Raw genomic sequence first — 20,450 nt, 5'->3', positions numbered from 1 at the left:
CCTGAATCATGTTTGGTCAATCATTTCGTGTAAAAAATCGTCGGTCTGATGAAGCGGAGAAACCCTTCTGGATTTCCTATGCTGACCTGATGACGGCGATGATGGTGCTTTTTTTGGTGGTTATGGTTGCCTCGCTGAGCTCTGTCACTCAGCGAATTCAGCGTGTCGAACAGGGAGAGAAATTGCGCGGGCAGGATATTACCCGCCTGTGCGAGCGTCTGGAGTTACACGCTAAAAATCTGAATAAAACCATCGTAGTAGACTGCCGCGATAACCGCATCAGTTTTGGCGAAGCAGGTCGTTTTGATCATAACCGATTCTTCCTTAATGCAGACGGGCAGAAGGCCTTGCAGGATGTTGTTCCCCTGGTGCTTGACGCGGCGAACAGTGACGAGGGCAAGAAGTGGTTTAAACAAATCGTTATAGAAGGTTTCACTGATACTGACGGTTCATATTTGTATAACCTTCATCTTTCATTACAGCGTTCTGAATGGGTGATGTGCAGCCTGTTAGACAGCCGAAGCCGGCTTCAGCAGCAGATCACACCGGTGGAACAAGAACAGATCCGTAAGCTATTTTTAGCCGGTGGCGTCTCATTTAACAATGCGAAAGAAAGTAAAGAAGCCAGCCGCCGTGTCGAGCTTCGGATGCAGTTTTTTGGCCTGAAAGATGAACATGAAAAACCTGCTGTTGATGTTGAGGGCGTCGCTGTGCCTAATGCAGAGAAATGCCAACTGGAGATGCCAATATGACGTCCATCCTCAGCCTGTTATCCGCAGGTATTTCATCGACATTGCAGCGTCATAGTGGTATCGATGCGCCGCAGTTCACTGAGTTTCCTAAGCTGAAAGCGGCAGAACAGCTTTTAGCCAGAACTATGGAAAAAAGTGAGAAGACGCTGGTGCCTCCTCTCGAAAAAAGACTGCAGGCTATTCGGGCGCTACGCCAACTCAAGGTGCTAAGTTTGCATGACTGGCGACTGATTTTTGCTGGCTTATCGGATAAAGATCCTGATGCCACCTATCCTGTGTTGCTTGACGATGATTCGTTATATAGCCGTGTAGAACAAGAAATACAAAAACGTATCGATAAAAGAACGCTGAAGCGTCGTGAGTGGAAGTTTTTATGCAGCAGTTATTTTGGATATCACGAAAAGAAACCCGAGGAAAATAACAACTGGTGTTCTTTACGGGAGCATTTGCGTATTGGTTATGGACTTCTGAAAAGTAAAGTCATTCGCGAGAAAAGCTGGATGCGGGTAATAGATCAGTATCGCGATTTATTTACATCTTCAGCGGGCGAACTGCTGGCAGAAAAAATGAGTTCAGGGGAGATTGTTGATTTCTCCGCACTTGAGACGATTGCTCAGATCCCTGATAACAGTTGGCTCTGGTACCGTGCCTTTGTGGTGCTTTTAAGGCATGTGAAGGATCTTGAAGAAGATGAGTTTAAACGGCGTATCCCTCATCTTTTGAGACTGGCGCAGGAACGTGATCGTTACCGGGATATCATTATCCGGGCCTGCCTGACCCAATATTATCGTTCCTCGTTTAGAGAGGTTTCTCACCCTCAGTTAAAACAGATGGCTCTCGATAACTGGGGGAGTCCGCAATTACGCAGTAAAGAAAACGTATGGCTGACACATTTAAAAGACCCGGATTCTTGTGAAAAAATTTGCGGCATGGTGCGAAGCTGGCTGGCAAAAGAAGATTTGACGCACTTTTTCCAGTTACTTAAAGGAAATGGGGATGTTGATCAGGCTCGTCTTTTTTATTGGTTAAGGTTTGCCAATCAGATGGGTTTTACCCGAATTGTTATGGGGCCTGATGCCTGGGATAATAACGCTGCTGATTTCATGTCTTTCAAAGAAAAAAATAAAGGGCGGTTGAGTCACTTAATCGGTGGCAGAAGCTTGGATAACGCCATGATCATGCAAATTGGCGAGTATTTCTTTGTAGAGTTCTCCGGTACAGGGAATGCGATGTTCGTCTACCGTGTTTCTGATAATGAATTCAAGCCTGAAAGCGAATATTTGCATATTACAAATATGCTCAAGAAAAAACGTGGAATTGTAGCCAGGATGCCCCATTCTTCCCCGGTGCATCGTCTTGACCTGCGTTATATCCAGGGATGGATGGCTAAATTTGACGAAAAGCTGAATGAATTAGGGATTTTTTATCAGTCGGATGTCATTACGCCTGTGCCCAAAGAAAAACCGATTCCAGATTCAAACACGACAAATCCTTCCCGTGAAGAATCCATCCGGAGGGTAACCGATTCTATTCCGTGCACCGTTACCGACAAACGAAACCTGGGCGGTGCTCTGCACGTTCGTTTAACCCATCGTGACCCCGAAGCTATCACAAAACTATTACGCCTTGGCTTCGCAGAGAAACATGGCGACCCACTTTTGTTCTGGAGTAAATAATGCTTAAGCGTCTGCTCAGTAAATTTAAGGGTAATCATTCATCCGCTGAACAGCTGATAAGTCATCAATATAGAACAGAAGAAGCCGGGTTATCGTTCTCTTTCGCGCTGGCTGATGATGATGCGATGTGGCCTCTGGTCGCTTATATGGAGCAGCTCTCTGAGGAAGAGTTTGTTTCTACACTCTCCGACCGTTGGTTGCTCACATGGGATGAGCTATACCGTCTTGCTGAAGACACTGAACATCAGACCAGTCTGCCCTTATTAGGTATTCCGGACGTTATTTCATTGCGGGTGAATCTCGGTGGTAATGGCAGTCTGAGTGATGAAAATTTCGGCTTATACATTAAAGAATGGAAAGAAATTCCATCAGGCCGCGCCATTGAATTTGAGCGCACAGGCGCAGTGATTGAAACCGCGCAGGGGCATTTCCTGCTGAGTAAAAATAACTGGCAGTTGTTATCCGCCCTACAGCAATTTCGAAAAGAACAGGAAACGTCCTGCACCGAAATAACACATCAGTTGGGCTGGGCTAAAATCAGAAGACTGGCAAAAAAAGCTTCCGCAGAATTAGATGATTACTTAACGAAAACCATTGTTGTAAAACCTGAGTCGCTCAAACTTAAACTTCGCAAAGTGATGATTCAGGATATGCCTGTTATAGAAATAGAACCTTCTTTCGAGGATCAGCCGAGGCAGTGGTTGAATAACTTCGACAGCAGTCGTCTGGTTCAGGATCAGTATCGTATTCCCGGCGAAGATGGTTCACTGAGCCATGTCATTATTTCCCCGGAGGTCAAAGAAGTTTTGTCTTCTGTTCATGCGATAACGGGCAGGCGTGTTGCGGGTGATGATGCCATGTCTTTTATCCGCAATCCCTATACGTTTATCGGGGAGGATGCTGCAGGTGTTGTTTCTCCGGAGCAACATGAAGAAGCATTACAAAACGCGCATATTTTTTTCCATCGCTTTCATCTTGAACCGCAATTCAATACTGAAAATACGAAAATAGCTTCAGTTTTGCTGACGCTTAAAGCCTTGGCTGCTGTCCCCCAGCCCCCTGTTACTTTTGAATTCGTCAAACCTTACGAACTGGATAAATTTGTTGAGGAACTTGCGATTAAGCTTGCTTCTGGTTTACCTGCAGGTATCTGGCAAGGCTATGAACTTGAACTGAGTCAGTTTACGTTGGGGCAACTTCAGGAATATCAGACACTGCTCGCCCGCTGGGAGCAGGAGTCTACAGGTGCAGAATTTGAAGATGTTTTGGACTTAAAAAAATATGGGGATCGGGTCATTGGGATTGGTGAATTTGAGAAAGTGACCTCCCCATTTTTAGTGAAAAGCGACAGTGAAAATTGGTTACCCGGTGAACTGGAACAGGGTTTACTTTCTGAGGATTTCTTTGAAGGGTGGGATCAAAAAAGTCTGGATCAACTGATGGCACTCGATGAAAGGATTGAGCTTGCTGAACAACAGCAAGAATCCTCTGTTTCAATGCCCTGGAATCAACAAACCTTGCCTTTAGACGATGCTAAATCCTTCCTCAAAGATTGGCAGAAAAAAATTGAAGCCTCCTCTCAGGATGAGAGAGCAAACCCTTCCGGGCCGGATAAAAGGGCTGTTTTACAGGTTGAACAGAACATCGAAAATGTTGCATACATAAAACAGAAGCGTGATGCGCTTTTAAATGCAAGAGGCGCGGAACCTGTTTTACCTGGTTTGCTGAAAGAACATATTCAACTGCGCGATCATCAACGTCAGGGCGTCGCCTGGTTACAGCAACTTTTTCTGAAATCCACTGATCAGGTTTCCGGATGCTTGCTGGCGGATGATATGGGGCTCGGTAAAACACTACAAATCCTCACTTTCCTGATGTGGTATATCGAGCAAAATCCTGAAGGATTACCAACGATGATCGTTGCTCCTGTATCACTGTTAGATAACTGGGAGCGGGAACTTGATAACTTCTTTTATACCGCAGGGGTAAAGGTTCTTAAACTCTATGGGGATGCAGTCAAAGCGGTGAAATTCCACAAGGATGAAATTCCGGCGGAATTAAGAGCACAGGGGATTAAAAATCTGTTGCGACCAGGGTGGGTGGACAATGCGAAAATTGTTTTGACCACCTACGAGACATTACGCGATCAGGAGTTTTCTCTTGGCCGGCAGAAGTGGGCAATCATGGTCTGTGATGAAGCGCAAAAAATAAAGAATCCGGCGGCGTTAATTACTCATGCAGCTAATGCGGTTCAGGCGCAATTTAAAGTCGCGTGTACGGGTACGCCGGTTGAGAATACGTTGGTCGATCTCTGGAGTCTTTTCGATTTTGCACAGCCTGGATTGCTGGGGGCGCTTAATGATTTTGGCCGTGAATTCCTGAGGCCAATTGAAGGCGGGGAACAGTGTAATAACAAAGCCTTAGAATTATTGCGTCAATTGATCGAGGCTCAAACTCTCAGGCGAACTAAAGAAGAAGTGGCAAAAGATTTGCCGAAGAAACTGGAAGATTCCTCATGCAAGCAACTGATTATGGTGCCATTGCAGCGGGATCTCTATATTTCTTCCATTGCATCCTATCAGAACAAACAGAAGCTGCAGGATGAACTTGAGCAGGCTGGCATGGGTATGCTTGGTTTATTACACCGGCTTAAATTAATTTGCGCCCATCCCTACAGTGTCAAACCTGATAGCCGATTCCGAGAGAATTCGCCAAAGATGGCATGGATGATGAAAAAACTTACGGATATTCAGGCTGCCGGTGACGACAAGGTGATTATTTTTACTGAGCTTCGGGACATACAGCGTGAATTACAATATGCAGTTTCACAGCGATTTGGTTTCAAACCTTATGTGATCAACGGAGATACCAGTACAAAAAGCTCCAGCGCAAATAGTCGGCAAAAACTTATTGATCATTTCCAGGAACAACCTGGCTTCGGCGTGATTATATTATCGACAGTTGCAGTGGGTTTTGGTGTTAATGTACAAAAAGCAAATCATGTCATTCATTTTACTCGCTGCTGGAATCCAGCTAAAGAAGATCAGGCCACAGATCGTGCCTATCGTATTGGGCAGACAAAAGATGTGTATGTTTATTATCCAACCGTTCGTGATGCGACCATGCCCACATTTGAAGAAACTCTCGACACATTACTGCAAAAACGTCGGGCATTAGCAAGAGACATGTTAAGTGCGAAAGGCGACCTTCATACTGATGACTTTAATCAGATTTTAAACACTCAATGAAGAAGGGCGGAGATTTATTTTAATCGACGCAGACTTGATACAAAAGCAGAGAATTTATGCACACTAAAATGTGGATGACTCGCGGTGATAGCGGGAAGCTTTATGATGATTTTCGTGAGCGTGGTGTGGCAGCAATTGGCTGGTCATTACTGGCACCTTATGTAAAATCTGGCATGACACGTGCTCAGCTTACTGAGCGTTATCTGGAAATGGAACCGCAAACGAAATCCGGAACAGTACGTTCTGGTGTTTCTCAGGTATGGCGTTTTATCAATGAAGTTAAACAAGGAGATTGGGTAATCACCTATTCTCCTGCCAATCGAACTTATCTGGTTGGTAAAGTCGTTTCTGATTTTGAATTTCATCCTGAATGGATGGAAGAGGGGATGGGTATTGCCCGGAGAGTTAAATGGAATACTGAAGAAGTATTTCGGGATACGCTGAGTATAGCCAGCAAAAATACATTAGGATCTACGTTAACTGTTTTCCAGCTACCCGAGACTGTGGTGGCTGAATTGCTAAAAGATAAGTCTGTAATCACCCGCCCACTCTCTGTTACTGACGATGTAAAAGATGTTGATGAAGACCCATTGTTAGGTATGGAAGCGTTAGCATTTGAACGTATCAAAGATAAGATTAATTCTCTGGACTGGGATGAAATGCAGAACCTTGTTGCCGGCGTACTGCGCAGTATGGGATATAAAACACAAGTTTCTCCAGCCGGAGCAGATCGTGGTAAAGATATAATAGCTTCGCCGGATGGTTTTGGTTTTGAGAACCCACGAATTGTTGTAGAGGTTAAACATCGTAAGGCGCAGATGGGAAGTCAGGAACTCCGAAGTTTTATTGGCGGACGTCATAAAGATGATCGCGGTTTGTATGTCAGCACGGGTGGTTTCACGAAAGAAGCACGGTATGAAGCAGATCGTTCCACAATTCCTCTCACGCTATGGTCTCTGGATGATTTAGTACGTGCACTGATTTCGAATTATGATCAGGTTGATATTGAAACGAAACTGTTGGTGCCACTGAAACGAACGTATTTACCGGCCTGATATTATCATGCGGTAGTCATTCTGATTACCGCCTCAATACTTACAAGCATAGCCGCCATCTTCTCCCCAGTGATCCCGATCACAGAAAGTCCGGTGCAGCACGATTGTGTATATATGTGCCTTTCCTGCTCTCACCCCACAGGGCACTTGTGCTTATCGTAATGGCTGAATGATTTTTTTCTGATGTCCGTTGCTGTATTCCCCCTTTCCGGAGAAAAAAATGTCGTCATCTGATGTGGTTAAACTGACTGAAAGTTCGCTCAAAAACACCAAAGTGATGAACCTGTTTGTGTCTTTTGCGGCGGCGATGGCGGGGCTGTTATTCGGTCTCGATATTGGTGTGATTTCTGGTGCGCTTCCCTTTATTACCGAACATTTTGTGCTGAGCAGCCGCCAGCAGGAATGGGTTGTCAGCATCATGATGCTCGGCGCAGCGTTCGGTGCGCTGGCCAATGGCTGGCTCTCTTTCCGGCTGGGACGCAAATACAGCCTGATGGCGGCAGCGCTGTTGTTTATTCTCGGTTCTCTCGGCTCCGCCTTCGCTTCCAGCATTGAAATCCTGATGGTGTCGCGCCTGATCCTCGGTTTTGCTGTCGGTATTGCGTCCTACACCGCACCGCTGTATCTGTCTGAAATGGCGTCAGAAACCATTCGCGGCAAGATGATTGCCATGTATCAGCTGATGGTGACGATCGGCATTTTGCTGGCTTTCCTTTCTGATACCGCATTCAGCAGCAGCGGTGACTGGCGCGCAATGCTGGGCGTGCTGGCGATTCCGGCGTTTGTGCTGATGATTGCGGTGTGTTTTTTACCAAACAGCCCGCGCTGGCTGGCCGCCAAAGGGCAGCATATTGAGGCCGAGCGTGTGCTGAGAATGCTGCGCGATACCTCGGAAAAGGCCCGCCAGGAACTGAATGAAATCCGTGAAAGCCTGAAACTGAAACAGGGCGGATGGGAATTATTTAAAGCCAACAGTAATGTGCGCCGGGCTGTCGGCTTAGGCATGTTGTTGCAGGCGATGCAGCAGTTTACCGGCATGAATATCATCATGTATTACGCGCCGAAGATTTTTAATCTGGCGGGATTTACCAGTACACGCCAGCAGATGATCGCCACGATTATTGTCGGTCTGACGTTTGTGCTCGCCACGTTTATTGCCATCGGCATGGTTGATAAAGCGGGACGCAAACCGGCACTGAAAATTGGCTTTAGCGTGATTGCGCTCGGCACGCTGGTGCTGGGATATTGTCTTCAGCAATTCAATCAGGGCACGGCCGGTGCCGCGCTTTCCTGGCTGTCGGTCGGTATGACCATGATGTGTATTGCCGGTTACGCCATGAGTGCGGCGCCGGTGGTATGGATCCTGTGCTCTGAAATTCAGCCGCTGAAAAGCCGTGATTTTGGTATCACCTGTTCGACCACCACCAACTGGATTTCGAACATGATTATCGGCGCTACTTTCCTGACGCTGATGGACAATATCGGTGCAGCAGGGACATTCTGGCTGTACACCGCGCTGAACGTGATGTTCGTGGTGATCACTTTCATCCTGATACCGGAAACGAAAAACGTCACGCTGGAGCAAATAGAAAGAAACCTTATGTCCGGAAAAAAACTGCGCGATATCGGGCAGTAAACTCGCCGGTGATTCATTGTGGATGTGAACAATATCAGGGAACAGTTGATGCGCGACTTACTCAAAATGACCAGCGGGCTGGATTACCATATTAATGATAACGAATTACGTGAAATTCGTTATCAGACCCGCGATAAAGTGGATGGATTTAATGCGCTGAGCGCCCGTCAGACGGCGGAGAAAGACGCCCTGATCAGGGAAATATTTGGGGAAGTGGGCAGCAATGTCCATTTTGAAAAAGGCATGCGCATTGATTACGGCATAAATACCCGAATCGGCAATAATGTTTTCATCAATTTTAATTTTGTGTTACTTGATTGCGCGCCGGTCACAATAGGGAATAACGTTTTTATCGGCCCTGATGTGCAAATTTATACCGCACAGCATCCGCTGGATATTGATTTACGTCGTGAACATATTGGCAGCGCCCGGCCAGTCACTATTGGCAACGATGTCTGGATTGGCGGCGGATGCGTGATTTTGCCCGGCGTGACCCTTGGCGATGGTTGCACGATTGGCGCCGGAAGCGTGGTCACGCGACCGGTGCCAGCGGGCGTGGTTGCCTGTGGAAACCCCTGCAAGGTGGTGCGGAAACTGACGTAATGTTTACCTGACCGTCTCTCCGACATAAAAAAGCCCGCTCTGAGGCGGGCTGCAAATGCAAAAAATACAATATTTCTTAAAGTGCGAACAGAATGAGACAAAATTTAAATAAAATCAATTAATTATCTTCCTGAAATAAGTGTCCGTTTTTTAGAGATGATTGTGATCAAATCGTGATCTTTATTGTTATTTTTATATCGCTGTCCTGTCGCGCGTGCTGACTTATGAATTTATCTCATAGCTCCTTTCATATTTTGCCCTCTGGTCGTCATAAACGAACGGCGCTATTGTTTATGACATGACGAACTTTCCAGCAGCAGTCCCTCAGGCGGAGAATGAAATGACTGATAAAATGAAAATTACCAAAAGTGGTTCTGTTCCTTCACAAAACGGCCCGGAAAATTACTTCACCGGCAAGGTGCGTATCGACTCGCCGTTCAGCGGCACTGCCTCTGCCCGTGTCGGTGGCGCGATCGTGACCTTTGAACCGGGTGCGCGTACCGCCTGGCACACACATCCGCTGGGTCAGACGTTGATCATCACACAAGGCCGTGGCTGGTTGCAGGAGGAGGGCGGCGAAATTCGCGAAATGAATGTGGGCGATATCGTGTGGATCCCGGAAGGGGTGAAACACTGGCACGGCGCGACCCCGGAGAATGCCATGACGCACATCGCGATTGCCGAGTCCCTGAACGGCAGTCCGGTTGAGTGGATGGAAAAGGTGACGGACGCGCAGTACAGTAAGTAATCATCTGTCCCGGTGGAATTTATATAACCTTTGCTCAAAAGGGCGGCGTAAAAGCCGCCTTTTTTGTGGCAATATATTGTGACTGCATAAAATCGATACAGTTATTTCTGTATTTCCGAATTTTTATCCTAAATTCTCTGGTTAACCATTAACCTGTCTTATTTAACGCTAAAAACCCCCGTTGTTCGGCGCATTAAAATTATCGCTTTCAGTAGCTCTGAGATAAGTAACTCGACTAATATAAATAGAAATCAACTCAAGAGCCGTTTCCCGTATGCCATATTATTCTCCAGGTGAAAGTCTCGTCCGTGAGCGCTCAGAGCGCTTCTTACGGCGAATGTACTTAATGCGGATACTTGGCACTTTTCTCTGCTTTTTTCCTGTGTTTTCTGTCCTTCTTGAACGCAATGCTTCCTGGATCGCCATCAGCCTGCTGGCGCTGAATGCCTTTGTCTGGCCGCATGTCGCTATGCTGATTTCACAACGCTCAAATCACCCTAATCAGGCGGAATTCCGGAATCTGGCATTTGATGCCATCGCGGGGGGAGCCTGGGTTGCGCTGATGGGCGTTTGTCCGCTGCCGTCGGCCATTATTACGGCTATTCTCATCGCTGACCGTTTTTCTGCCGGTGGCTGGCAGTTGCTGCGCCGCGCTGCGCTGTTTTATTGCGCAGGTTTTATTGTCTGCTGGCTGTTGTCGGGAATGACGTTTTATTTCACCGTCACTGACCGGACGTTGTGGCTGACGTTGCCGCTTTCCACGATTTATATTATTGCTTTCAGTGCAGCGAATTATTCCATTTCCAGAAAGCTGCGGGATAAACAACACGAGCTGGAAAAAGCCGCCCTGATGGATCCTTTTCTCGGTTTGCCTAACAGGCGGTTACTCGACCGGCGTCTGATGCTGGAGTTTGAACGCGCAAAACATGATTTATCCTGCCTGATGGTGCTGGGCGTTGATGACCTGAAAATGGTGAATGATTTGTTCGGGCGTGAAGCGGGGGATTATGTGTTGCGCTCGGTGTCAGCGATTTTACGGCAGGAAACCGGGCAAAATGATTTCCCGGCTATTCTGGGGGGCGATGAATTTGTGGTGATCCTGCCGGGGGTTTCTGAAGAAGAAGCGTATGCCGTGGGTTACCGGTTATTACTGAAAACCTCAGAAATCCGCTTATCGCAGGATTCCGGTTTCCAGTGTTCGCTGAGTATCGGCGTGGCGACATCCCGCAATCATGAAGATTATAACCAGTGGCTGGCGGCTGCCGAACGGGCATTGGTGAATGTGAAACAAAATGGCAAAAACAGTATTGGCAGCGTGAGCAGGACAGATACTTCTGCTCAGCTACACTGAATAACGTTAACGTTTTCCGGGATGAGTAATGAAAAATATCACCATAATGTGGGTCGCTGCGGCCGTCGCCGCAGGTTTGCTGGCAGGCTGTTCATCTATCGATAAACCGGTTGGCGATGCTACCTATCGCCCGGCCAATTTTGACCCGTCGTTTACGCAGGGCGAAGCAAGTTATACGACATCCGTGTTTTCAATCCTTGAGCGGCAGCGTCGCGCGGATACCTACAAAAAGATCTTCGATTTTTGTAGCGGCAAATTCCAGACGCTGGGTGAAAGCAACGACGGCGAGAAGGTACACATAAGATTTGCCTGTCTGCCTAAAAATATTGCGCAGACGCAAAGTCCGTACTCAATACAGCAGAAGTCGCCTTCGCTGTACTAAAATTGACTATTGGCAATGTTATCCGGAGATTTTATGAGCAAGGAAAGACCTGATTTTATCCGACACTGGACCGAGCTGGAAGGTCCAGACGACGGCAATTATCCCGGCGATGATGAACTGATGTCGATTGGCGCACCGCTCGGCAGAGCGCTTGGCCTGACGAAAATTGGTATTCATCACGAACGTTTATTACCGGGGCGTCGTACCTGTTACGCCCATGCGGAAAGTGCGGAAGATGAATTTGTGTACGTGCTGGAAGGGTATCCTGACGCGTGGATTAACGGCCATCTGCATCCGCTGAAACCGGGCGATGCCGTGGCCTTTCCGCACGGCACCGGTATCTGTCACACCTTCATTAATAACAGCGATGAGGAAGTGCGGCTGCTGGTGGTGGGGGAGGCAAATAAGCCGGAAAACCGGATTTATTACCCTCTGAATCAGGAATACGAAGCGACGCGCAAAGACCGCTGGGTGGATGTACCTGAGCAACAATTTGGTGATCACGACGGCATTTCGGACCAGCGACGTGAACAAAAGAAAAAGCCGGTCAGTTGAATGCCGGCTTTTCTATGGCTGACGTGCGTGTAAACCCATTTATTGAATGGAAAGCGACTGCCAGCGTTGCTGACAATACGGCATCATTCGGTGAATTTTCAGGCTCTGTGCCTGATGACGGTTCAGTGAATAGCCCTCCGGCGTAATCTCTAAGGTATCGCCGGTTTGCAGCTTAAAATCATTGTCTACGGACAAAATCAGCTTCAGGTTTTTAAAAGCCTGGATACAGATATATTTCAGTCCGGTCTGCGGGATATTCAGGATGTCGATGATCTTCCATTCCATACATTCACTCCTTTTCTGTGGCTGCCTGATTTTCGTTTCCCTTTTCTACCTCAAATCCCTGTCATTTTTTGTCATGACAAAGTAATGATTTCTTTATAGGCGTTCCTGTTATTTCATTGCTTGAAGTGACTCACAAAAAAGGATTGCCGAAACCATGCAGATCGCAGAATGGATTATTTAAGGACAATCCTGCATTTTTCAGAAGGTTATTCAGAACGTAAAAGGAAACTAAAAGACTTGAAATCACCGCCATAAAACGGGTATTTCTGGATGCTTTCTACTTTTCTTTTATTTTTCAGGGGCAGGATGAGATGAATTATTGGGTAAAGGGTTTTCTGGGCACCTTATTCGCGTTGAGCACATTTTCTGTACTGGCAGAAAACTGTATCGAAACCCGCGGGGCAATTGACATGGGATCCGGTACAACCAAAATTCAGGTGGCGCAGGTTGATATTTGCCGACATCTGCCGGGAAAAGTGCTGTATGAAGACCAAAAACCGCTGGGCTTTAATGAGGATTTGGGCAAATCCGGCAACAACCAGATCAGCGAGGCCATGCAACAACAGGGCGTGACGGCGCTGAAACAGATGGTCGATAAAGCCCGCAGCTTTCATCCGCAGCGCATTACCGGCGTTGCCACCGCAGTGTTTCGTTCAGCGGCTAACGGTCAGCAGGTTATTGACCGTTTCAACCAGCAGACACAAATCCAGCTTCGTGTGATTTCTCAGGAACAGGAGGCGGAGCTGGGTTTCCTGTCGGCGAAGGCGGCGCTGCATGACAACACCATCAACAATCAGGATCTGCTGGTCTGGGATATCGGCGGCGGCTCGATGCAAATGACCGCCATCCGCGAACAAAACGGTCAGCCAGTGACGGATATATATCAGGGCAAACTGGCATCGGTAACCCTGAAAGAATTCATTATCAGCGTGCTTAAAAATCAGGAACTGGATAAAGCCGCCTCGCCGAACCCGATTGGATCGCTGCGCAATACGGTGCTGCGTTACGTGAATTTCTACGCGAGGACCCACGTCAGTCCTCAAATCAAACAGGATGCGCAAACCCGCCGGGTGATTGGTATCGGCGGCGTTCATGGTTTTTCGCTGAAAGACCAGATCCATCCGGCGAACAATACTTACAGTCTGGCTGATGTAGAACGCGTGTCGAAAAATCAGGTATGGAAAGGGGACAGTGAACTTACCGGTGAATACCGCGCGACCGATGTCAGCAATTTACTGCTGGTGGAGGGCTTTATGCAGGCGCTGAATATCTCACAGGTGACGATTGTCAAAGCCAGCCTGATCCAGGGCATCCTGGTGCAATAAATTCCTGAAGCGATAAGCGACACTTTTTATCTTGAGAGTAAAAGTTATCGCTGAGAGTAAACGCGTTGATGTAAAAGCATTCAAAATGGCTGTATTGACTGAAGGAGCAGAATGACATGACAACTGACTCAGGCACTCCCCCGCAGGATGATTTCATCTGGCTCGAAGGTTTACGCAACGAAAAAGCCCTTGAATGGGCGCGTGAGCAAAATGCCATCACGCTGGCAGCGTTTACGCAGGGGCACGATTTCGAGCCGCTGCGGGAGAAAGTGCTGGAAGGCCTGAATTCGCCGGATCAAATCCCCGGCGTGTGGAAATGTGGCAACGACTGGTACAACTTCTGGCAGGACGCGAAGAACCCGAAAGGCATTTTACGCAAGACCACGCTTGATGAATTCCGTAAAGCCGAACCGCAATGGCACACCGTACTGGATATCGATGCGCTGGGTAAAGCCGAAGGGAAGGAGTGGGTGTTTCACGGTTTCTGGAATTTAAAACCGGATTTCGGGCGTGCGTTGTTAGTGCTGTCGCCAGACGGCGGTGATGCCTCTGAAGTGCGTGAGTTTGATTTAATCACTCAGGATTTTGTGCCGGACGGTTTTTATTTGCCGGTCGCGAAAAGCCGCATCAGCTGGATTGACCGCGACCATTTGTTTGTCGCCACTGATTTTGGTGAAGGCTCAATGACCGGTTCCGGTTATCCGCGCATCGTCAAAATCTGGCAGCGTGGTACACCGCTGTGCGAAGCGGTCACGGTGTTCAGCGCAGAAAAGACAGACATGATGGCGGCGGGTTATAGCGATGCCACCAAAGGGTTTGAGCGCAATTATGTGGTGCGTGTCACCGACTTCTATCACCGTGAAGTGTTCCTGCTTGATGACGACAAAAACTTAATCAAAATCGATCTGCCGGCGGATGCCAAATTCAGTAGCTGGCGCGAGTGGATCCTGATCCAGCCTTCTAGTGAATGGCAGGTGAACGGCGAAAGCTGGCCGTCCGGTTCGTTGCTGACCATGAATTTTGACGCTTTTATGGCAGGCGATCGCACGCTGAAACCCCTGTTTATGCCGGGTGCGCATTCTTCTCTCAGCGGCGTGACGGCAACCCGTGACCAGCTTAACGGCTATTCCTACACCCGTGATCATATCATCCTCAGTATCACGCGTGATGTCGTCAACCGGCTTGAAGTGCTGACGCCAAAAGACGGCGACTGGCAGCGTGAGCCGTTCGGTAAAGTGCCGGGGCTGAGCAAAATCAATGCGTGGGGCGTGGATGATGAGACCAATGAATATTTCATGAGTGTCAGCGGTTTCCTGCAACCGGCCAGTTTGTCGCTCGGAAATCTGGATAGTGGCGCGGACGTGGAAGCCGAACTGCTGAAACAAGATCCGTCGCATTTTGATGCCACCCGTTATCAGGTCAGCCAGCATTTCGCGGTGTCCGACGACGGTACCCGCGTGCCGTATTTTGTCATCTCGCGCAAAGATGTGGCGTATGACGGCAGGAACCCGACGCTGCTTTATGGCTACGGTGGTTTCGAAGTCTCCCTTGAGCCGTATTATCTCGGGATCAGCGGTGTGTCGTGGCTGGATCGCGGCGGCGTGTTTGTGGTGGCAAATATCCGTGGCGGTGGCGAATACGGGCCGGAATGGCATAAAGCGGCGCTGAAAGAAAAACGTCTGCGCGCTTACGAAGATTTCGCGTCCGTGGCGAAGGCGCTGATTGCCAGCAAGATCACCTCACCGGCCCATCTGGCGGCGCAAGGTGGCAGCAACGGCGGTTTACTGGTCGGCAATATGCTGACACGCTACCCGGAATTATTCGGGGCCATCGTGTGTGAAGTGGCGCTGCTGGATATGTACCGGTACACGCAAATCTCGGCTGGCGCTTCGTGGATTGCTGAATACGGCGACCCGCAGAAACCGGAAGAATGGGCGTTTATCCGCGAATTTTCGCCGTATCACAATATCGATCCGGCAAAAAAATATCCGCCGGTATTGTTCTCAACGGCGACCAGCGATGACCGCGTCGGGCCTGACCATGCACGTAAAATGGCCGCGAAAATGCAGGCGCTGGGTATCCCGCAGGTCTATTTTTACGAGAATACTGACGGCGGCCACAGCGCCGCGGCTGACAAAAAACAGTCCGCGTTTAAACGGGTGATGGTGAGCGAATTTCTGCTGCACTTTATTGGCCGTGACAAAGCCAGCGGCTGATATTGCCCGCGAGAGTCTGATGAAAAACGGGATGCCTCTGTGGTATCCCGTTAATATTTCGACATGTTTTAACTCCCTCTGTCCGCTTTAAAAACGTTGCCCCCTTCACCTTTCCTTGTTTATTATTTCGGCTTGTGTTGATAACAATTATCAAAATCATTTTTCATTCATTCTCATTTTCGGGTAATCGCATGTTAAAGAATACTGCTCGCGTGCTGTCTGTTGCCGGTCTGATGGCGGCCTCCTTTGCCAGTTTTGCTACCACGTATCCGCTGACGGTCACGGACATAGCCGGTCAGAAAGTCACCATCGATAAAGCGCCGCAACGGGTCATTTTGCAGGACGGGCGCGATCTTCTGGCGCTGGCGGTGCTGGATAAAGCCAATCCTTTTCAGCATGTGGTGGCCTGGAATAACCTGCTGAAGAAAACTGACAGCGGCACCTGGGAGATGCTGAAAAGCAAATGGCCTGAATCGGCGAAAATCCTCGATATGGGATTCAGCGACAAAGGGCAGGTGGATCTGGAAACGGTGATCGCTAAAAAACCAGATCTGATGATTGCGCAGATGCGGGCGAAAGATTCACTGGCGCAGGCCGGGGTGCTGGATAAACTCGCCGCGTTGCACATCCCTGTACTGTTTGTCGATTACGAACTGGATCCGGCAAAAAACACCGCGCCAAGTATTGATCTGCTCGGCAAAGTGATGAATCAGGAGGATAACGCCCGCGCCTACACCACGTTCTATAACCAGCATTTCCAGGCTATTCAGAAAGCCGCAGAGGCGATTAAAACCAGGCCGAATGTGTTTATCGAGCCAATTGCCGGTCGCGACGACTCCTGCTGTTTCACACACGGTAATGCGGGATGGGGAAAACTGATCCAGGCGGTAGATGCCAATAACATCGGTTCCAGCCTTCTGCCGGGCGCATCCGGCACCGTTTCTCTGGAACAGGTGATCAGCATGAAGCCGGACGTTTACATCATGACCGGTTCGGCACGTCCGAAAAGTGGCTCTGTGACGCATATTCTGCCGTTTGGCTACGGTGCGGATGAAGCGGATGTGGATAAAGAAGCCAAAGTGTTGCTTTCACGCACCGGCGTGGCGCAAATCCCTGCGGTGAATGCGGGCCACGTTTACGGTATTTATCACCAGTTCTACAACCATCCGTATAACATTGTCGGGATGGAATATCTGGCGAAGTTTATTTATCCGCAACAGTTTAAAGATCTGGACCCGGCGAAGACTTACCACGACATCGTACGTAACTATACCAACCTGCCGGATCAGGATTTCATCCTTGGCTGGACACCGAAAAAGTAAGTGCTGATATTTCCCCCGCCTGTGGCCCCGCAGGCGGTTTTTCAATCCCTCTGCGCGCTTTCTGCACTAACTTTACCTCCGTCACATTTGTTGACACTCCGTTAATTTATACAAAAAACTAACTGTATTACTGTATCTGAATAACGCCGACCGGCGTCGCTCCTGACGCAGTACGACATATCAACAAGGTGAATTTATGCAATCTGAAGAACAGCGTTTAATTGACGGGCTTTTTAGTCGCTTACAACAGGCTGAGTCCAACACGGCACCGCGTGATGCGGAAGCTGAACGTGTGATTCAGGCCCATATTCGTCAGCAGCCATCTGCCCCGTATTACATGGCGCAGGCAATGATTATTCAGGAAGCGGCGCTGACCAAACTGAATGCGCAGGTACAAGAATTGCAACAGCAGGTTCAGCAGTTGCAACAACAGGCGCAGACGGCCAAACCGCAAAGCACCGGTTTTCTGGCTGGCTTGTTTGGCGGTGGCACGTCTCAGCCTGAACCGCAACGCCAGGCGTCGCAGGGCAGCCAGCCCATTCCCGGTACACAAGGCTGGGGAAGTCAGCCTCAGCAACAGCAATATGCCCAACAGCCGCAACAGCAGGCACCGGCACAAGCTGCACCCCAGCAGCCGGGTTTTCTGGGCAGTGCATTGCGCACGGCGGCGGGCGTCGCGGGTGGGGTGGTGCTGGCGGATATGCTGACCGGCATGTTCCATCACAGCCAGCCGCAGGAAATCGTCAATATCATCGAAGAACCGCCAGTGCAGGATCTCAATCCTGCCGACAGCAGCTTCCTCGATAACAGTCAGGGTTTCGACAGCAATCAGCCGTCATGGGAAGATGCGTCGCTGCGTAATGACAATTCGGATTTGGGGTTTGGAAATGATGACTTCAACACTGATGATTTCAACAATGATGATGACTCATTCTTCTAACCGGTTGATGTCATAAGGCTATTAAGGGGCTTTTTGGCAGCAGAAAAAAGCAGCAGAAGGTGAAGAGTGAGAGGTTTATCGCTTATTGCCATCAGAATTCTGGACAAAAGCCAAATCTGTTGCTGTACTGTGTTTGACACACATTTTGTGTCCAACATTCACGTAAAGGTAAGTTTGATGTCTAAGATTAAAGGTAGCGTTAAGTGGTTCAATGAATCTAAAGGTTTTGGTTTCATTACCCCTGAAGATGGCAGCAAAGATGTTTTCGTTCATTTCTCTGCTATTTCCAGCAACGGTTTCAAAACCCTTGCTGAAGGCCAACGCGTAGAGTTCGAAATCACCAATGGTGCCAAAGGCCCGTCGGCTGCTAACGTTATCGCTATCTGACTTTAGCCGATTTATTGAAAAACCCGCCGAAGCGGGTTTTTTTTTGCCTGTCGTTCGCCAGAACCTTATGCCGGTTTACGCACCAGCGTCACGAACATCAGGATAGCAATCGCGTAGCAGCCGAGAATGGTCAGCCCCATCGACAACGCCGGATGGCTGCCGAAACCCGTTACCGGTACGGCAACTGCCCCGAGCGCAAACATACACACGCCCAGCAGGGCAGACGCGCTGCCTGCATTTTTCCCCTGACTTTGCATCGCCAGCGAGCCTGCATTCGGGCTGATAATCCCGATCACCATCACCGAGAAGAACAGCGGCACCAGTAACATCACGAGTGGCGCATTCAGGCTGGCGGCAATCACCAGCGCCACCGAGGCCACTGCGGCGATGCACAAACCGGCCTTGACCAGCGCCATTTCGCCGAAGCGGCGGCTCAGACGGGTAGACACCTGTGCGGAAATCACCAGGCCGATGCCGTTAATCGCAAAGCACAGGCTGAACATCTGCGGGCTGAGATGGTAAATCTGTTGCAGCACAAAAGGTGACGCGCCGATATACGCGAACATCCCGGCCATAATAAAGCCCTGTGTCAGGCACAGCCCCATAAACGGACGATGTTTCAGCAGGCTGAATACCGAGCCCAGCATGCTGAAAATACCGCCCCCTGAACGGCGTTCGGGCGTTAAGGTTTCATGCAGTTTTAGCGAGGAGAAGCTGAACAGTAAGATGGCAATAAACGCCAGTACGCCGAATATTCCCCGCCAGTTAACCCAGTGCAGCATTGCGCCGCCCAGTACCGGGGCGATGATCGGTGCCAGCCCGTTCACCAGCATCAGCAACGCAAAAAACCGTGTCAGTTCGTGCCCGTTATACAAATCCCTTGCCACCGCGCGTGACAATACCGCGCCACCGGCACCGGCGATCCCTTGCAACAGACGAGCGACAATCAGCTGACTGATGTCCTGTGCCACCGCACACCAGACCGAGGCAGCCAGCAATAACGCCAGTGACCATAACAGCGGGCGCATACGGCCATAGCGGTCGCTTAGCGGGCCGAACAGTAACTGGCCGAAACCGAGGCCGAGTAAACCGGCGGTCAGGCTTAACTGCGCGCTGGCGTTGGACGTATTCAGGTCGCCAGCCATCTCCGGCAATGCCGGTAAATATAAATCCGTACATAACGGCCCGAGTGCGGCAAGCGAGCCGAGAACAAGGGCGTAACCGAGGCGTTTTTCGTGCAGGTGAGCGCTCATGGTAAAAGTTTATTCCAGTTTGCTGGTGGTTAAATCCGTTTCGAAGAGGCTCCGGAAGTAGCGATGGTATAAGGCTTCCAGAATCTCAGCGTCGGCGTGAACAGTCGTCAGGCGACGAAAAGCCGTGCCTTCGCAAATGACCGCTAATGATTCGACTTTTGCGGTCATTTCAGCATCGGAAAATTGCGGGAAGGTGGCACTGAGGAGCGTTTTTGCTTCGTTAAAAAGCTGTTTTTCGGAGTCACGCCAGATTTTTTCCACGATCGGATTGCGGGTCGCTTCTGCGGCGACTTCCAGCATCAGCGCGTGGTCAATTTCGGCCTGCTCTTTTTGTTCGATGCACTGATCTTCTTTATACGGCGCGCTTAAATTGCCAATCCGACGGTGCGCCAGGTTATGAGCCACCTGCTGCAAATTATGCGCGTTGCCGGTCATCAGCCTGATTTTTTTCATCACTATTCGCCGCACGATATCTTCGATGATCGCATCTTTATTGGCGAAGTAGCGGTATATCTGCCCCACACTGAGCTGTGAAGTTTTAGCGATTTCAGCCATACCGGCACCGTGGAAACCATGCTTGCGAAAACACAGGCGGGCGGCGGCAATAATCTGGTCGCGTCGGGCGCTGATGCGCGCATCTTTAGTGCATTGTTGTGGGTGAAGCATGAGATACCCGATAATGTGACTGATGTAGGTTGCGAACGATCATTCTCAAG

Annotated in this window: 18 protein-coding genes; 15 read left to right on the top strand and 3 right to left on the bottom strand. The window is 49.3% G+C overall.

What is annotated here, in order from left to right:
- The first annotated feature begins 8 nt into the window (after nucleotides 1-8).
- The 10 genes from zorB1 to GW591_RS11010 all read left to right on the top strand — a co-directional run bounded on the left by zorB1 (nucleotide 9) and on the right by GW591_RS11010 (nucleotide 12,006).
- Nucleotides 9-752, top strand: coding sequence for a type I Zorya anti-phage system protein ZorB1 (gene zorB1 / locus GW591_RS11055; RefSeq protein ID WP_166860579.1), 744 nt, complete (start codon nucleotides 9-11; stop codon nucleotides 750-752).
- Nucleotides 749-2,428, top strand: coding sequence for a type I Zorya anti-phage system protein ZorC (gene zorC, locus GW591_RS11050; protein ID WP_166860577.1), 1,680 nt, complete (start codon nucleotides 749-751; stop codon nucleotides 2,426-2,428). Before zorB1 ends, zorC begins: the two co-directional genes overlap by 4 nt.
- On the top strand, nucleotides 2,428-5,676 hold the full coding sequence (gene zorD / locus GW591_RS11045) for a type I Zorya anti-phage system protein ZorD (RefSeq protein ID WP_166860575.1): 3,249 nt from the start codon (nucleotides 2,428-2,430) through the stop codon (nucleotides 5,674-5,676). The genes zorC and zorD overlap by 1 nt, the downstream gene beginning before the upstream one ends.
- Nucleotides 5,677-5,732: 56 nt before the next feature.
- On the top strand, nucleotides 5,733-6,731 hold the full coding sequence (locus GW591_RS11040) for a restriction endonuclease (RefSeq protein ID WP_166860573.1): 999 nt from the start codon (nucleotides 5,733-5,735) through the stop codon (nucleotides 6,729-6,731).
- A 193-nt stretch (nucleotides 6,732-6,924) separates the two neighbouring features.
- Nucleotides 6,925-8,367: a sugar porter family MFS transporter gene (locus GW591_RS11035; RefSeq protein WP_255347879.1), complete on the top strand. Its 1,443-nt coding sequence runs from the start codon at nucleotides 6,925-6,927 to the stop codon at nucleotides 8,365-8,367.
- Between the two features lie 48 nt (nucleotides 8,368-8,415).
- Nucleotides 8,416-8,970, top strand: coding sequence for a sugar O-acetyltransferase (locus GW591_RS11030; protein ID WP_037037002.1), 555 nt, complete (start codon nucleotides 8,416-8,418; stop codon nucleotides 8,968-8,970).
- Nucleotides 8,971-9,322: 352 nt separating this feature from the next.
- A complete protein-coding gene (locus GW591_RS11025; protein WP_015690278.1) occupies nucleotides 9,323-9,718 on the top strand; it encodes a (R)-mandelonitrile lyase in 396 nt (131 codons plus the stop codon).
- Between the two features lie 274 nt (nucleotides 9,719-9,992).
- Nucleotides 9,993-11,069 (top strand): diguanylate cyclase, encoded by a 1,077-nt coding sequence (locus tag GW591_RS11020; protein WP_037037005.1) that lies wholly within the window; start codon nucleotides 9,993-9,995, stop codon nucleotides 11,067-11,069.
- A 28-nt stretch (nucleotides 11,070-11,097) separates the two neighbouring features.
- Nucleotides 11,098-11,451 (top strand): hypothetical protein, encoded by a 354-nt coding sequence (locus GW591_RS11015; protein WP_037037007.1) that lies wholly within the window; start codon nucleotides 11,098-11,100, stop codon nucleotides 11,449-11,451.
- Between the two features lie 33 nt (nucleotides 11,452-11,484).
- On the top strand, nucleotides 11,485-12,006 hold the full coding sequence (locus GW591_RS11010) for a cupin domain-containing protein (RefSeq protein ID WP_013576520.1): 522 nt from the start codon (nucleotides 11,485-11,487) through the stop codon (nucleotides 12,004-12,006).
- Nucleotides 12,007-12,045: 39 nt separating this feature from the next.
- Here the strand turns inward: GW591_RS11010 and GW591_RS11005 are convergent, their stop codons facing one another.
- Entirely contained in the window at nucleotides 12,046-12,291 is a 246-nt protein-coding gene (locus GW591_RS11005) for a hypothetical protein (protein ID WP_013576519.1), read from the bottom strand.
- A 311-nt stretch (nucleotides 12,292-12,602) separates the two neighbouring features.
- On the opposite strand from GW591_RS11005, the gene GW591_RS11000 reads away from it, so the two are divergent.
- The 5 genes from GW591_RS11000 (at nucleotide 12,603) to cspE (ending at nucleotide 18,481) form a co-directional block, all read left to right on the top strand.
- Nucleotides 12,603-13,616 carry a Ppx/GppA phosphatase family protein gene (locus GW591_RS11000; RefSeq protein WP_013576518.1) on the top strand — a complete coding sequence of 338 codons (1,014 nt, stop codon included), beginning with the start codon at nucleotides 12,603-12,605 and terminating at the stop codon, nucleotides 13,614-13,616.
- A 116-nt stretch (nucleotides 13,617-13,732) separates the two neighbouring features.
- Complete coding sequence (locus GW591_RS10995) at nucleotides 13,733-15,832, top strand: prolyl oligopeptidase family serine peptidase (protein WP_166860571.1); 2,100 nt, start codon at nucleotides 13,733-13,735, stop codon at nucleotides 15,830-15,832.
- Between the two features lie 191 nt (nucleotides 15,833-16,023).
- Nucleotides 16,024-17,154 carry an ABC transporter substrate-binding protein gene (locus GW591_RS10990; protein WP_037037011.1) on the top strand — a complete coding sequence of 377 codons (1,131 nt, stop codon included), beginning with the start codon at nucleotides 16,024-16,026 and terminating at the stop codon, nucleotides 17,152-17,154.
- Between the two features lie 196 nt (nucleotides 17,155-17,350).
- Entirely contained in the window at nucleotides 17,351-18,094 is a 744-nt protein-coding gene (locus tag GW591_RS10985) for a DUF2076 domain-containing protein (RefSeq protein WP_013576515.1), read from the top strand.
- Between the two features lie 177 nt (nucleotides 18,095-18,271).
- Nucleotides 18,272-18,481, top strand: a complete 210-nt coding sequence (cspE, locus tag GW591_RS10980) for a transcription antiterminator/RNA stability regulator CspE (RefSeq protein ID WP_009636912.1) — start codon at nucleotides 18,272-18,274, stop codon at nucleotides 18,479-18,481.
- Nucleotides 18,482-18,546: 65 nt separating this feature from the next.
- Here the strand turns inward: cspE and GW591_RS10975 are convergent, their stop codons facing one another.
- Both GW591_RS10975 and GW591_RS10970 read right to left on the bottom strand, forming a co-directional pair.
- Nucleotides 18,547-19,734, bottom strand: coding sequence for a multidrug effflux MFS transporter (locus GW591_RS10975; protein ID WP_166860569.1), 1,188 nt, complete (start codon nucleotides 19,732-19,734; stop codon nucleotides 18,547-18,549).
- 9 nt (nucleotides 19,735-19,743) lie between these two features.
- Nucleotides 19,744-20,400 carry a TetR family transcriptional regulator gene (locus tag GW591_RS10970; protein ID WP_013576513.1) on the bottom strand — a complete coding sequence of 219 codons (657 nt, stop codon included), beginning with the start codon at nucleotides 20,398-20,400 and terminating at the stop codon, nucleotides 19,744-19,746.
- Nucleotides 20,401-20,450: the final 50 nt, after the last annotated feature.

This window comes from Rahnella aceris (genome assembly GCF_011684115.1).
GTDB lineage: Bacteria > Pseudomonadota > Gammaproteobacteria > Enterobacterales > Enterobacteriaceae > Rahnella > Rahnella aceris.
Note: the sequence above shows the minus strand (reverse complement) of the source record. Positions and strands in the feature narration are given on the sequence as shown.